Source organism: Gracilimonas sp. (genome assembly GCF_017641085.1).
Classification (GTDB): Bacteria; Bacteroidota; Rhodothermia; order Balneolales; family Balneolaceae; genus Gracilimonas.
Window position 1 is genome coordinate 1,255,475 of the sequence record NZ_JAEPPI010000001.1, and the last position, 14,864, is coordinate 1,270,338.

9 protein-coding genes are annotated in these 14,864 nt (G+C 42.9%); 1 reads left to right on the forward strand and 8 read right to left on the reverse strand.

Annotation, left to right across the window (positions count from 1 at the left end):
* Positions 1–2: 2 nt before the first annotated feature.
* On the reverse strand, positions 3–1,169 hold the full coding sequence (locus JJ941_RS05455; protein WP_290962649.1) for an alkaline phosphatase: 1,167 nt from the start codon (positions 1,167–1,169) through the stop codon (positions 3–5).
* A gap of 74 nt (positions 1,170–1,243) precedes the next feature.
* A complete protein-coding gene (locus tag JJ941_RS05460; RefSeq protein WP_290962651.1) occupies positions 1,244–2,767 on the reverse strand; it encodes a DEAD/DEAH box helicase in 1,524 nt (507 codons plus the stop codon).
* A gap of 184 nt (positions 2,768–2,951) precedes the next feature.
* Between JJ941_RS05460 and JJ941_RS05465 the strand changes: the two genes are divergently transcribed.
* Positions 2,952–3,629, forward strand: a complete 678-nt coding sequence (locus JJ941_RS05465; protein ID WP_290962653.1) for an FKBP-type peptidyl-prolyl cis-trans isomerase — start codon at positions 2,952–2,954, stop codon at positions 3,627–3,629.
* Between the two features lie 77 nt (positions 3,630–3,706).
* On the opposite strand, the gene JJ941_RS05470 is transcribed toward JJ941_RS05465, so the two are convergent.
* The 6 genes from JJ941_RS05470 to JJ941_RS05495 form a co-directional block, all read right to left on the reverse strand.
* The gene (locus tag JJ941_RS05470; protein ID WP_290962655.1) at positions 3,707–5,029 is read right to left on the reverse strand and encodes a hypothetical protein; all 1,323 of its coding nucleotides are present in this window, start codon (positions 5,027–5,029) and stop codon (positions 3,707–3,709) included.
* Positions 5,030–5,328: 299 nt separating this feature from the next.
* A complete protein-coding gene (gene recD, locus JJ941_RS05475; RefSeq protein WP_290962656.1) occupies positions 5,329–7,131 on the reverse strand; it encodes an exodeoxyribonuclease V subunit alpha in 1,803 nt (600 codons plus the stop codon).
* Complete coding sequence (gene recB / locus JJ941_RS05480) at positions 7,128–10,619, reverse strand: exodeoxyribonuclease V subunit beta (RefSeq protein ID WP_290962657.1); 3,492 nt, start codon at positions 10,617–10,619, stop codon at positions 7,128–7,130. Before recB ends, recD begins: the two co-directional genes overlap by 4 nt.
* Complete coding sequence (locus JJ941_RS05485; protein WP_290962658.1) at positions 10,616–13,696, reverse strand: exodeoxyribonuclease V subunit gamma; 3,081 nt, start codon at positions 13,694–13,696, stop codon at positions 10,616–10,618. Before JJ941_RS05485 ends, recB begins: the two co-directional genes overlap by 4 nt.
* 56 nt (positions 13,697–13,752) lie before the next feature.
* Positions 13,753–14,040: a hypothetical protein gene (locus JJ941_RS05490; RefSeq protein WP_290962660.1), complete on the reverse strand. Its 288-nt coding sequence runs from the start codon at positions 14,038–14,040 to the stop codon at positions 13,753–13,755.
* A 3-nt stretch (positions 14,041–14,043) separates the two neighbouring features.
* Positions 14,044–14,802 carry a ParA family protein gene (locus tag JJ941_RS05495; protein WP_255135748.1) on the reverse strand — a complete coding sequence of 253 codons (759 nt, stop codon included), beginning with the start codon at positions 14,800–14,802 and terminating at the stop codon, positions 14,044–14,046.
* Positions 14,803–14,864 lie beyond the last annotated feature (62 nt).

A 14,864-nucleotide genomic window follows, 5' to 3' on the forward strand; every position in this document is an offset into this window, starting at 1 on the left:
CTTTACTTCATTTGAGGGAGAGAACCGAGCTTCAGCAATTCGGCCATTCTTTTACCCACATAGGTATTGTCTCTCCATCCCATAAACTCGGTAGCCTGCGGACCATAAGCCATCAGTGGAACGGGTGTTCCGGTGTGATAGCCGGTAGTCCAGTAAATCTCTAAAGAATCTCCTTCAGCACGCTGCCGCTGTAATGTCATCCCGCCGGTTTCGTGATCAGCAGTCAATACAACTAACGTCTCTCCATCCTCACGTGCAAAGTCGAGGGCTGTTTTTACAGCTGCATCAAAATCTTCCACTTCATTGAGTACATAATCGGTGTCGTTTCCATGACCGCCCCAATCAATCTGACTTCCTTCAATCATGAGGAAAAAACCGGCTTCATTACGGCTTAATATATTCAGAGCTTTTGAGGTCATAGCTGCTGTCGATGGCTCTCCTTCTGCTCTTTCAAGGCCATCATTTGCAAATAAACCCAAAAGCATTTCAGCTTCACTGTTATCAAGCTCTTCTTCATTGCGAAGTAACTGATACCCAGCTTCCTCTGCTTGTGAGATCAGGTCTAAGGAGTCGCTGCGGTATTGTGAGGAAAAGAATTCGAACCCTCCGCCCAGCATAACTTCAGTTCCGGAACTCAGCAACTGAACCGCTATTTCTTCCTCCATACTCCGGCTTTCTACATGAGAGGCAAAACTGGCCGGCGTAGCATGGGTTATAGAGGAAGTGGCTATTAATCCGGTGCTCAAGCCCATCTCTTCAGCTAATTCTAAAATAGTCTTACAAGCTTGCTTATCCGGGTTTACGGCGATAGCTCCGTTATAAGTTTTCAGTCCGCATGAATAGGCCGTTGCCCCTGAAGCGGAATCGGTAATTAGATTATCCGAAGAGTGCGTTTTCACAAACCCGGTTACCGGCATTGTTTGCATGTGCAGCAAGCCGTCCGGGCCAACCAAAGCATATTGCCCGGATGTGATTTGTGCCAATCCGGTACCGTCTCCTATTAAAAAGATGATGTTCTTAACCGTCTTTCCTTCTACAAGCGGTAAGAGTTCCGGTGTTTCTGAGTCTGAAGTTGCAACCGGCATGACTTCGGTGTTCTCAGAATTATCCGGGTTCTGGCAGGAAGTTGAAATGATTAACAGTACGGATAGAAATAAAAACTTTTTCATAGCTAATTTTTTTCTGAAAGTAACGGTTCTGCTTAGGCTTTGAATTAAGAGAATGTAAAAGTATGGCTATCCTTTTATGAAAAGAACGCCTTGATCAGTCCCCACAAACCTTTTGCAGGCTTTAGTGAATTCTGATTCCTTTTGGTAGCCTTGGTAATGCGTTCGGCTGGAATAACCGGCTCCTGGGGGGCCTTGTTATTATCAGACCGCTTGGGTTTCTCCGACGATTGTTTCTTTGCTTTCGGTTTCGAATCCTTGGCAGCACTTCCTTTCAAGACAACGTCAACAGAATCCAGGTTTTGAACTTTTTTGTTGGCTTCAGCTATCTCTTTTTGAGTCAACTTTTTGGTCTTTTTCTTTTCCGGTTTCGGTTTATCTGATTTTTCTTTTTCGCTATCTGATTCAGACTTCTTCTTCGATTCGGATGGCCGTCTCTTTTTCTCTGATGTACTTTTTGATGATTTTTTGTCCTGGGAAGCAGGTTTACCTGAAGATGGTAGGTCCAAAATCTCCAGCTGGTCCCCTACTTTATCCTGAATGGCTTTAAAAGCACGTTTGTCCTTTTTGTTTACAAAGGTGACGGCAACACCGGTCTTATCATAACGACCGGTCCGGCCAATACGGTGCACATAATCATCCACGGCGCGGGGTACATCATAATTAATAATTAAAGAAACATCTGCGATATCAATACCGCGAGCCAATACATCCGTGGCTACAATAACGGGTACCTGTCCGCTTTTAAATTCATGTAAAGCTTTATTTCTTTCATCCTGATCGCGGTCGCCGTGAATACTGCCGGCCTTAATCCCCTTCTTAACCAGTAAGCGTTCCAGCTCGTCTGTTCCTCTTTTGGTAGCACAGAAGATAATACAAGAATCCCACTTCAGATCATCCAGCACACTCTGAACCAGGCTTAGCTTCTGTTTTTGATCCACAAAATAAGCCTGCTGTTCAATACTGCCCGATGGCTTTTCAATAGCGAGCTCCACTTTCTCAGGATCATTCATAAACTGATTGGCCAAATCCTTGATCTCATTTGGCATCGTGGCGGAGAACAACATTGTTTGGCGCTCTTTAGGAAGCTTTTTTATGATTTTAGTCACATCCGGTAAAAAGCCCATATCGAGCATACGATCGGCCTCATCCAACACCAAAAACTTGATGTGACTGAAGTCAATGTCCAGCACCTTGGTCTGATCAATCAGCCTTCCCGGCGTGGCAACAATAATATCTACACCGGAGCGGATGGCTTTGGCTTGCTGAGAAAAATCTTCACCCCCAATAATATTAGCAGAGGAAATCCCGGTGTGGTATCCGAGTGCAAAAATCTGTTCGTCTATTTGTTGCGCCAGTTCCCGGGTTGGGGATAAGATTAACGCCTGAGTATGTTCGGATGGATTTTCTAAAATCTGTTGTAGTACAGGAATAACAAATGCCCCTGTTTTCCCTGTACCAGTTTGTGCGGCTCCAATAATATCCTTTTTCTGAAGGATGATGGGTATGGTCTGTTCTTGTATGGGAGTCGGTTCCGTGTAGCCAATGTCTCTCAAGCCGGCTTTAAGCTCGTCTTTGAAGTCAAAATCGTTAAATGTCAATGGTCTCGTCTGTATTGAAATTTCTTATGATGCTACAATATACACAGATGACGGATTATTTATTCCACTTTGCTATGATTTGCCCTATTTTATAATGATTAACGAAATTGAACTTTATAATTCTAATCATCAAAACTTTACTATGAGATTTAATAAACTATTCTTCAGTTCTCTACTGAGCGCTATGCTGTTAGTTTCAGCATGCAATCAACAAAAAATGGGAGCAAGCTCTTCCGAAGCTGACCTCAGCACCAAACTCGACAGCGTCAGCTATGCCCTTGGTTTCCAAAATGGAATGTTTTTGAGCCGTGAAGGCATCGATGAACTGGAAATGAATAACTACAATGCCGGAATTAATGCCGGACTATCATCAGAAGACGGTCTACTTACCCAGGAACAAATTCGTTCGGTTACCAGCAGCTACCTGCAGGAATTAACCGAAATGAGAAGCCAGGAAAACCTGGAAGCCGGTCAGGCGTTTCTTGAAGAAAACATCAACAAAGAAGGCGTTCAGGAAACCGAATCCGGCCTTCAATATAAAGTGATTGAAGAAGGTGATGGAGCGTCTCCTTCGGCTGAAAGTACCGTTCGCGTGCACTATGAAGGAAAGCTGCTGGACGGAGAAGTATTCGACAGTTCTTACGACAGAGGTCAGCCAGCTGAATTTCCTCTTAACCGTGTAATTCCGGGTTGGACGGAAGGCGTACAGCTCATGAAAGAAGGCGCAACTTACGAGTTCTATATTCCGGCCGAGCTTGCTTATGGCAGCAGAGCTCCACAGGGCAGTCCGATTGGGCCTAATGAGACATTGGTATTTAAAGTAGAGTTGCTCGAAGTGAAAGAAGCGGGCAGTTCGAATTAACGGAATTGCTATTTCAAAAAGAAAACCCCGACACAAGTTAATGTGCCGGGGTTTTTTATTTCTTATCGTTGTTACGTTTAAGACGCAAGATTGATGAGAATCATGATTTGGCTGACAGCTTCAATTTCAGATTCACTGCTGCCTGACAGGTTACTCTCTACTGTTCCCTGAATACTTGTAAAGAATGATTCATACACATCAAATACAGCACTTGCTTTCAGGATTCCTGAAATAGAGCTACTGAAATTTGATTTGGCACCATTATCTGAATTAATCTCATTGTCAATATTCAGAATAACGGTTGCTTCAAATGCCGTATCGCTTTCCATGGTGTTTCTTACTTTGTCATGGTATGCTTCAAATGCAGCTTCTACTTCGCTGGCTACACCGGCACTTGCTTCAATGTCGGATCGCAGTTCTACGCCAGCATCTATAATTGCCTGCTTAGAACTTTCAGACATTTCCGTTGCTTCAGCTTCTGCCTGCACGGCTAAGTCAACAGCAGTTGCAGCGATTAAAGAAGCTTGAGCTCTTGCATCATTTTTGATTTCAGAGGAAACGGCTGTCATACTATTAACAGTAACACGGCTCCACATTTCGAGAGCTTTGGCTGTTGCAGATGCATCCAGTCCGGCATTAACGTATGCGTTAACGGTTGATTCTATAAATACGTCGTACGCTTCTGATCGTGCTTCAGCACTTGAAGAAGCAGCAAGTTCAGATTCTAACTGGAACTGAGCTTCCGCTAATAGTTCGTAGGTTTCTTCAAGGGCTTCTTCGGAATTGTCCTGCATCATTTCGCTATAGAACTCTACTCTTGCTTCCGCAGAATTTTTAAGAGCGGCTGCAATTTGAGCAGAAGAAGTAAGTCCGGATTCTACCTCTGATGCCACGTTATTGGTCACCACAGCTTCGATATCAGACTTCTGAACGATATCAGCGTTGCCTGAGGCAACAACTTCAGCAAACACCGAAGACTCTGCCGTAGATTCTGTGTTGATGGGTTTTAGTGAAACGGAACTACCGTTTTCAACTTCACCGGAAAGAAAACCTCTCCATTCGTTACCCTCTTTCTTCGCAACAATAACAATGTTTTCAGCTGCTTCCACATCTACTTCAAGCATAAAACTGCCTGACGCATTCGTTTCTGTTTCGGTACCTTCCATGGTTTCTAAAGAACCATCAGAGGTAACTCTGGCAGCAGTTACAACGGCTCCTTCTACAGAAGAAGTTGCAACTTTTTGTTTGGAAGATTCGGGCTGTACTGAACCTTCTATGGTAGCACTTCCATTATTGGATGAGCTTGTTGAACAACCCATAGCTACCAACGCCGTTATTAAAATTACAATTGATAGTTTTATATGATTTGTTGTAAACATTTCGATTTTTCTTGGATTCATGTTCACAGCCTTAAACCGGTAGTAAAAAACTTTGTTCCGAGTGGCATTTCACGATATCCCTGCTAAAATTGCTTATGGAAATGTTAAAAATTCTCTAATACGAATTAGGAATCTCTAAGGGCATTTAAATAAATCTATTCGCATATTAGGGAAAGAAATAAGGGGAAACGGCTATCAACCGCTCCCCCCTGATACGTTGGCTTTTTGGGGTACAAAAATATAGAAGGCTACTATGCTTAATTGCATTGTAGCTTTTTTTGAATGGGTTTGTTCCGAGATTTAATGAAGTTCTTCTTCAGCTATTCCCACAACTTTTGTTTTACACCACTTTTTCTTGATACAGTTCGTTCGATTATTCTCCTTAAAATTTCTTCCTTAACAATGATAAGAGTGCTCAGCCTTGCTCTTGTTACAGCTGTATAAAGAATCTCTTTCGAAAGTACTGTATTTACTTGATTTGGCAATATGATGGCTACTTCATCAAATTCAGAGCCCTGACTTTTGTGGATAGTAAGCGCAAATGCGGGTTCATAGTCTTTTAAACGGGCGGCTGAGACCCTGACAGGACGATCTCCTTCAAACTCGATGACCTCCCCTTTTCTCTGATAAATCCCAATTTCGCCATTCTTTACTTTTAATAATGAGTCATTCCGTGTAGCCATTACAATCCGGCCATCATACCATTCACGGTTATCTATCCTGCTTTCATTTCTTCGTATTATCCGTTCCGCTCGTTCATTTATGTACTCCACACCAAATGGTCCTCTCCTGAGGGCACAGAGAATCTTTTTATTATGTGAAGCGGCCAGTCTCTGTTCTTCCGGAAGCCGACTGTAATCCTTATAATGATCCTGCACATAGCTTTTAAAAACTGCTTCTATTGCTTTACTGTCCGGTTCAATCCAGGACAAACCTTCCAATTTGTGATCTTTGAGTATAGCAATTGCTTTGTCAGCATCAGATTCATTCACGGCTTCGGCAAATTTTTGGATACCGCTGTTCTTTCCAAAACGATAGCTTTTTGTCAGAAATAAGATACAGTCGTTGATTGGTGATGTTGAGTCCCCAACGGGAATATCAATCCCCTGTAGTTCTCTTAAAGAACTTGCCACTCCTTCAGAAAAGGTATTCTCTCTTCCGCATATATCTCCGAGAATAGAGCCCGCTTCCACAGAGGCCAACTGATCCTTATCTCCCAGTACAATCAGTTTGGTATTTGGCCCAATAGACCTGATCAGCCTTACCCACATGTTGATATCAAGCATGGAAGCCTCATCTACCACTACAAGATCATATGGAAGATGATTTTCTTCATTGAATTTAAACGTACTTCCTCTGAAATCAGACCCGAGAAGTTTGTGGACAGTCAGGGCCGAATCCGGAATTTCAATTCCTGCTAAAACTTCGGGGTTTAAATTCTTCTTTCCACTTTCTATTGATTCAGAAAGCCGCCGGGCTGCCTTTCCGGTTGGTGCTGCCAGCGCAATTCGAAAATCTTGTTGTGAATACGCCTGTGCCTGAGCAGCAATAATATTCAAAACTGTAAACGTTTTGCCTGTTCCCGGTCCGCCGGAAATAACGAGCAGGTCTTTCAAAAAGCTAAGCTGCACGGCTACATGCTGCCAGTTTACTTCAAACAAGTCGTTAGCGGGAGGCAAAACAGATTGAATAGCCTTCTTATGTTTTTCCTTTAACTCCAACCGGGGGGCAGCTTTCTGTTTCAGCCATGCACATAACTCCTCTTCATACTTCCAATAACGGTGCAGGTACAGTCGAGAGCCTTCCAGAACCAGCGGGTGCAGTTCAGTACCGTTACTCACCAGGTTGCTTTCTTTCAGTGCCCTGGACCAGTCCTTTTTTAGGGAATCAGTTAACTTAATCTCAGATTTGGCGTCTTCGAATAAGTATTCATCCTTCCAGTCTCCGAAATCAAGGCAAACATGGCCTTTTTGCTGGGCAAAAATACAGGCAGCTGCTGCTAATAATACTTCCGGTTTTACGTCCGGCTCTATTTGCTTAAGAAAGCGTACAAATTCCAGTTCAAGTAAAGAGATCACTTCTTCAGATAACAGCTTTTCCAGGTAAGGCAGGACTTCCATCATTGATGCCCTCCCTGCTCAAAATAGTGACCCAATTGGCTGATCAACTCAGAATCTGGTCTATGGAAAAACACTCCGCTGCCGGGCTTGTCCTTATCAACACCTCGCAAAAAGAGATAGAGAACTCCACCAAAATGTTGCTCATAATCATAGTGTACTACTCTTTTTCTAAGAAAACGATGAAGAGCCAGAGAATATATGTGATACTGTAAATCGTAGCCTGAATCTATGATTGCCTGAGAAAGGTTTTCAGAAGAATAGTCGGCCGGAGTATCTCCAAGATGGTTGGACTTATAATCCAGGATATAATACCTGTCTCCGGACCGAAAAATAAGATCGATAAACCCTTTTATAAACCCGGAAGCCTGATCGATATCTGCCGAGCCGGGTTTCTCTCCCCTGATCATCTCCCAAATTTCAATTACCTGCAGGTTTTGGACAGGAAAATAGAACTCCATCTCTTTTAGCACATCAGTATCGTTGAGGGTTGAAAGACTGACCGGCGGATTTCCCAGTTCCATAGCCAGGGTATCCTCTACCCATTGTTGAACGGGGGTTTTCCATATCTCCTCAAACCCATAGTAATTCAAATTATCAATGATTACCTGCTCAAGGTTCTTGGGAGAATTGAACGATATATCCTCGAAAATTTTGTGCAGAAAAGTACCCGCATTCGCCCCTCTCGGGAAGCCAAATTTATCGTGTGTAAGCGGGGCTTTGTTTTCGAATTGGTAGAATAACTCATCGTAATCATGAGCTGAGTCTGTATGACTCTTTCCCTCCATCAGGGATGAATAACTCAACATTTTCGGGTATCGATACATATCCTTTCTTCGGAACTGGGCCGACTTAAGAGTTGAAACAGTCTCAGATTTCTGATCTCGTTTAGCAGACTTACCACCTACCGGATCACGTACTTCAATATGATCGCACTTGTTAAGAATGGACAATAAAGAATCAAAACTACGTGAATCTGATTCATTCTTGCCGTTTAGTATTGATGATAATGGGGATTGATCAATCTTCTTGTAATTGGGAATAAACACAAAGCTCGAAGCTACCGACCGTGTTAAGGCCACGTATGTAAGCCTGACTTCCTCTGCCATTTGCTGCTCAACTGTTAGCGCTTCATATTGCTCCCGCTCCGAATGAGAAATCCCCTGACTGATATCAATATAATTGACTCCATCCCGGTGAAATTTCAATATGTCAGTCGATTTTACATCCGCCCCGGAATCCCACAAAAAAGGACATAGTACGATTGGGTACTGAAGTCCTTTGGAGGAGTGTATGGTTGAAATCTGAATGAGGTCTTCATCACTTTCCAGCCGCAATTGTTCATCGTCAGAGTCGGCGCTGCTTTTCTGCTGCTTTTGATGATACCATTTCAAAAGGGCTTTTCCCTGCACCCGCTGTTCTCTTTGAGCCTGGCCTAATAACTCGGACAGATGCATGAGGTTTGTAATTCTCCTCTCTGCGTCCTTAAATACCGATAGTCGCCCTAACACACCAAACTCCTGCAACAATCGCTCTAATGCCGCCTCAATGCCCTGATTATCCCATATTTCTTTTAGTTGAACAAACTGTTGAATAATTTTTGCCCATTTCTGCTCATCTTGAAGTAAAGAGTAAATATCCCCGGCGGTATAGCCCAACAACTCGGTCGATAGTGCAGCCCGAATTCCCTGCTCATTACTGATTTCTTGGGTGGATTTGAGCACAAGCAGTAATTCATCAGCTTCCCGGGTTAGAAATACACTGGTTCGGGATTTTAACACACTTTTCAGCCCCTTTTCCCGCAGCATTTGTTGAATTTTCTCCCCCTGGAATCCCTTCCTGATTAAAATGGCGATGTCTTTCTCTTCTACTTCACGGCCATTCAAGGTGTATTCTCCGGATAACAACTCCTTCACTTCGTTACAAACAGCTGTATAAATGTCCTCCTCAAGTGTACCTTTAGAGGAATATTCATCTCCATCCAAGGTAATAGCCTGAAGTGGAGTTACTGCTCCTGCGGATTTTCTTTTTAAATATGGGCTATCTTCTTTTTGAGAAGGAAAATGGGCCGGTTTAAAGGAAAAACCATCTATCAAAAAAGGAGAAGCTGATTGCCCGAATAATTCGTTAACCCCTTCAATCATTCTGCTGTTAGACCTGTGATTCTCACTCAAAGTATAGGATTGTGCATCATCGGAATCTTTCTTGGCCTCCAGGTAGGTAAATATATCCGCCCCTCTGAACCCATAGATGGCCTGCTTGGGATCGCCAATCATAAACAATGCAGCATCCACCCGTTTGTAGTAAATCTGCTTGAAAATACTGTACTGTATAGGATCCGTATCCTGAAATTCATCCACCAATGCCAGCGGATATTTTATACTTAACCGTTTAGCCAATTTACCGGAGGAATCAGCACTCAATCCTTTTTCAGCTAATTCGAGTAAGTCACTGTAGGTTAGCAGGTTGCTATTTTCTTTCTGTTTCTCAAAATCTGCTTTTATCTGACCTATTGACTCCTGTATAAATGCAATCTTCAGCATCTTTAACCGGTCCGCTATTTCCATATACTCGTCTATGGCCCTGGATATATTGAGCTCCGGAATATCGGGGGCAGACTTTTTCCCTGAACGACTTATCTTTCTCCCAAATTTTTCAAGCCTGTCCGAATACCAAATCTTTGCATTGTCATTATTCAGCCATTCCCGGAGAATAAGCCAGTCACTTTCCTCTGTGCTTTTCCGGTAAATACCGCGGTTTAAATCATCTCCCCTGTAAATCTCCTCAAGAGCTTTCCCTTCGTCTTCCCAGAGTACTTGTACCTCTTCAAATTTCTCCCGTAGTCGGTCAACTAAACTATATAATCTTTCTAAGTTATAATTAGCCGGTATAACCTCCGAATTTGGCTGATTCATAATTTCATCCACCACCGACTTCAGCTCATCCGGGCCGAAACCCTCATCTGTAAGGTAATCAAGCAGTAGCAAGTCATTAGAATCGGTTTCAGCCCCCCTGATAAATGACCTCCAGTAATCGTCCACGCAATCCTGGAGCACTTCTGATTGATCCGTTAGCAGCTCAAGGTTGGGGGGAACTCCAAACTGAAGGCTGTATTCTGTCAGTAAGCGGCTACAAAAGCCATGAATAGTAAAAACCGCTGCTTCATCAAACCTATCTATAGCTGATTTTAGCTTAGCTTCCGCATCATCATAGCCCTGGCTAATAAGATTTTCCAAAAACCCGTCATTACCGGCTTCATTACTTTTAATTGCCTGTAGCGATTCCTTAAGACGACTTCTAAGCCTGAACTTCAATTCTGCGGTAGCAGCCTCTGTATAAGTCATAACCAGGATTTGGGAAGGCTCAAGTCCTTTCTCCAAAATAGCCCGCACGTACAATGAGGTAATGTTATAGGTCTTACCGGTACCCGCACTGGCCTCCACCAGGCTTATGCCTTTCAGAGGAGCTTCGAAAACAGCTAAAGGCTTACTCATACCTCCTCCTCTCGTTGGGCTTGCAAGAATGGCTCCCAAAACTTTAGGGCGTTCTCTTTAAAAATACCCAATGCCATTGGATCATATCCCCGCCAAAGCAAAGCGTTGTAATAATCAGCTTCCTCGGCATATAATTTATGGGGGTTAACCTCCCATTTTGCCCGGGCTTTTTTAACAGCCTCCTCCGGATCTTTCCCATCTAAAACAGCATCTGCATAAGCTTTTGAGGATTGCGGAAAGAAAGCAGCTTTATGCAGAACCGGGTTGTTGGCAAAAAAGAACTCTACATACTCAGAAAGCGGGTTCGATTGAATATCAGATGACCGGATTTCAAGTACTTCTATATCCGCTCCATCCTTTGATAAGTAAAGGCTTCTATTCAGGTTGTAACCACTTTGAAGCAGCACAAGATGCTTCAGCCAGTGTTCCACCTCATGTTCGGCCCTGCGTTGCCCCACTCGATAGGAAACTAACAAATCGCCATACAATCCATGAATAGGGCCATATAATTGAATTCCGGCTACTTCAATAGAGATTTCTTCCGTGTGTTCACCCGCCTCTGTATAGGATTTCAGATGCTTCAACAAATCTGCAACACTTTCCTTTTCACGATTAAAGACTTTATCTCCTTCCAAAGCCTCCGGAATCATTGCTGCAGCACTTGCGTACTTTCTAACCATGCCAACCGTCTCGTTCTTTTGCAGCATTTCAAAGAGTAAATGATCAAGCTTGTAGCGATCTAAGCTGTTTAACTTAAAAGACTCACGGTCTGAAATTTCTTTGAATTTATTATAAGATGAAAGACTTAATTGATTCTGCAATATATATTTAGAGGGACTAATAAAAAAAGATATCAAGTCGGAAAGGTGTGTTTGTTCCTGCGGGTCTTTTTCTATTGAAGTAAGTTTTGGATCGATAAAAACCGGTTGACCTTCTCGCTTCCCCTTTTGCATTCGCTCAGAAAGCTGTCGATTTATATCCGAGTATGAATTCGGATTGTCTCCAACAAAGTATTGTTTGTTGAATGGGTGTAAACTATGCCTGATAATGCCTTCTTTCTGAGACTCAAAGAATACATCCAGCAGCTGCTGCACCAAAATAGACGGAAGCCGGGTGGACTCAGAGTGTTGGTCTTGCCCCCGGTAACTAATATGAAGATGTTCCCGGGCAGCCTGAATGGTCTCAAGAAATAAATAAGTGTCATCCTCTTTCAGAATACGATCTGCGGGCTTGGGATCAGCATAAATAAGGTCAAATTCGGGACGAATGGCTTTTCTCGGAAATACACTTTCATTCATCCCCAATAAAGCTATAAAGCGGAAAGGCACGGAGCGGTATGGAATGTAAGAGCTGACGGTAACCCCCTGCCCAAATCGGCCCGAGGACGAATCATGATTCGACAGTTGACCAACCAGCCAATCTTTCAATAAGGTAAATGGAACTTCTTGGCTAAAGGTTGTAAAAGATGCCTGTTCTTTCAGTTTATCAAGCATCTTCCGCAAGGTACCAGCCTGAAAGTTTTGGGTGTTTTCATCCCCGATAAAATCATCAATAAGCCGACGGGTAAATACAATCCATTCAACCGGAGTCTTCTGATTAGCTATTTTATCTGCGGCTGATCTCAATAAATGTATAAAGTGAGCAAGCCGGGCCGAAAGCATTGCATCATCCGATGAGGAAATACGATCATATGGAACCATTTGCTGATATACATTCAAAGTTTCCGGCTCCATACTAAACCCTGATAATAGCTGATTTACTCCCTTCTTCCAGCTATACCGGGTATTAAAGTCATTCCCTACTCCCTGGTAAATACGATTCTCCAGCACCCAACCTTCTATCAGTTCCAAATCTGCATCAGAAAAAGAAAATTTAGCTTTAACAGGTTCGTTATTTAGCAGCTGGAGTACGGCACTGGCTTTAAATGGAGACGACAAAAGCTCCAGCACTTCACTAAGCGTGTGCTCTGAAGAATGATAATTCCGGCCCGATAATTTCGAAACAGGAACTGCAGGTTCTCCCACATCACTGGTAAAAACCGTCTCTATCATACCGGAATAAGCCTCCACATCCGGAATCATGACTAATACATCGCTAAGCCTGCTTTGAGGGTTATTATCCAGATACCGAAGCACCTCATCTTTAAGCACCTGTACTTCGCGACGTATGTTATGACAAGAATGTACTTTGAACGACGGAAAGGAGACTTCCTCACCGTTTTCCGGACCATTAGTCTCTGTGGGAACTTCATTTTTATCCAATATTTCATGTAGCAGCTGTAGTTGTTCTTGAGTGGATCTCCCCCAATCATCCAGCAAAAGTTTCAGATCCTCATTTGAATGATCATCAGCCTTTTCCGAAGAGAAAAAATGAACGTCGTGCTTTTTCCCAATACGGCTTATGATCTCCATAAACGGCTTTGACAAGTGGGATAAACCAAATACGTACACATTCCCGGGTATTCCACTCCAAAGCTCATGATTGGCATCATCCAGCCATTCTACCAGTTCTGAATAGGCTTGAGACCTGCTCGGTAAATGCTCAATATTTTCGGTTGAGGTCCACTGTTCATTTAATGCATTCCAAATAGATAGCTGCCAGCGCTCATTCGGATCTTTCGTAACCAATTGCCGTTGTAGCCAGCTTTCCATCATTTCCGGTCGATACACCTGATACTGATCAAATATATCGGCGAGCTGTCCGCACAGTTGAAATCTCTTTTTTGAAGTGTCAGAGCCAGAATCGTAAAAAGGTATTTGATCCAAAAGGTTTTTGTTGGATGAAAGCAGTTCAAAGAGAGCCCAATGCATTGAATTTAAGTCGGCAGGTAAAACCTGGGGAATTTCGTCCTTTTGTAGCCGGTAAAGCATCCACAAAAACTCAGAAGGAAAAATGAACCGAATGTTTCCGGCTATACCCTGCTCTTCCGCTATTTTAAGCGACAGCCACTCCTTAATTTCATTGTTTTGAACAATAACCCAGGGCTTAGAGAAAGGATTTTGGCTATCCGGTTTTATGATCCCGGAAAAATGACGTGCAAGCGTTTGTTGTGATTGTGAATGATAAGTTTTGAACATAGTGCCTTGTATCTGGGGCACATAATAAGAAAACCCCCGGGGATATAAAGCCGAAATTATCTATTGATGAGATCTCTTATTGAACTTTTCAGAATGGCATTAACTACGGCTGAGTAAGAAGTTTCTTTCTTATCCGCTATCATTTTTACGCTTTCTACAACAGGCTCTTCCAGGTAATAACTGGCTGTAATTTTGTTCACCCTGGAACCAGAAGATTGCTCTTCATTAGATACTTCCTGATTGTTCTCACCCTGAGAATCAGAAGGAGTAATAAAGTCAAAAGAAGCATGTCTCCGCGTGCTGTATGCCAGCGGATTATGCCCAAGGCTCTTTTTCTTACTCATTGTTTATTGGCCGTTTTTTATTTCTTTGGCTAATGCAAAGTAATCTTGTGCCCCTGCACTGTTACCATCGTATTCAAATATCGTTTTGTGGTGACTTGGCGCCTCTGCCAGGGCCACATTGTCACGGATGATAGTCTTAAACACTTTTGGACCAAAATAGTCCTTAATGTGTCCAACAACCTCTTTATTCAGGTTCTTTCGACTATCATACAGGGTGCAGATTATACCCCCTACCTCAAGCTGATTGTTCAATCTCTGCTGAACCACTTTCACCAAATCTAGCAACTTGGATAAGCCGTGCAATGCCAGATATTCTGACTGTAGCACAATAAAAATATCTTTAACTGCGGTAAAAGCATTCAGGGTAAGCAACCCTAAGTTTGGCGGGCAGTCAATCAATACATAGTCGTAATCATAATCTTCCTCAAGCTGTTTCATCACATCCTTAAGTAAACTTTCCCTGGCCGGTTCACTGGCTAATTCCAGCTCTGCACCGGAAAGCTCAAGAGATGATGGGATGAAATCAAAGCCATTATGCTCAATGATGATATCGTCAACATTGGCCCCCCCACGTAAAGCATGGTATATGGTTTTTTCGAGCCGGTGTGAATGGGTTCTTAAGGAATAGGTTAAATTTGCCTGAGGGTCGAGATCTATGAGAAGTACTTTTTTGCCAAGTTTTGCGAGTCCTGCCCCAAGATTAATCGTTGTGGTTGTTTTACCAACTCCGCCCTTCTGATTTGTTAATGCGATTGTTTTCATGGTGATTCTAAGCCGTAATCAATTCTTTTTACTTAGAGAGTAATCTTGTGCCCTTTTGTTAC

Excerpts from the sequence above, each read along its gene's own strand:
- JJ941_RS05455 (WP_290962649.1), bottom strand. The coding sequence starts at position 1,169 with ATGAAAAAGTTTTTATTTCTATCCGTACTGTTAATCATTTCAACTTCC.
- JJ941_RS05465 (WP_290962653.1), top strand. The coding sequence starts at position 2,952 with ATGCTGTTAGTTTCAGCATGCAATCAACAAAAAATGGGAGCAAGCTCT.
- JJ941_RS05470 (WP_290962655.1), bottom strand. The coding sequence starts at position 5,029 with ATGAATCCAAGAAAAATCGAAATGTTTACAACAAATCATATAAAACTA.
- recD (WP_290962656.1), bottom strand. The coding sequence starts at position 7,131 with ATGATGGAAGTCCTGCCTTACCTGGAAAAGCTGTTATCTGAAGAAGTG.
- recB (WP_290962657.1), bottom strand. The coding sequence starts at position 10,619 with ATGAGTAAGCCTTTAGCTGTTTTCGAAGCTCCTCTGAAAGGCATAAGC.
- JJ941_RS05485 (WP_290962658.1), bottom strand. The coding sequence starts at position 13,696 with ATGTTCAAAACTTATCATTCACAATCACAACAAACGCTTGCACGTCAT.
- JJ941_RS05490 (WP_290962660.1), bottom strand. The coding sequence starts at position 14,040 with ATGAGTAAGAAAAAGAGCCTTGGGCATAATCCGCTGGCATACAGCACG.
- JJ941_RS05495 (WP_255135748.1), bottom strand. The coding sequence starts at position 14,802 with ATGAAAACAATCGCATTAACAAATCAGAAGGGCGGAGTTGGTAAAACA.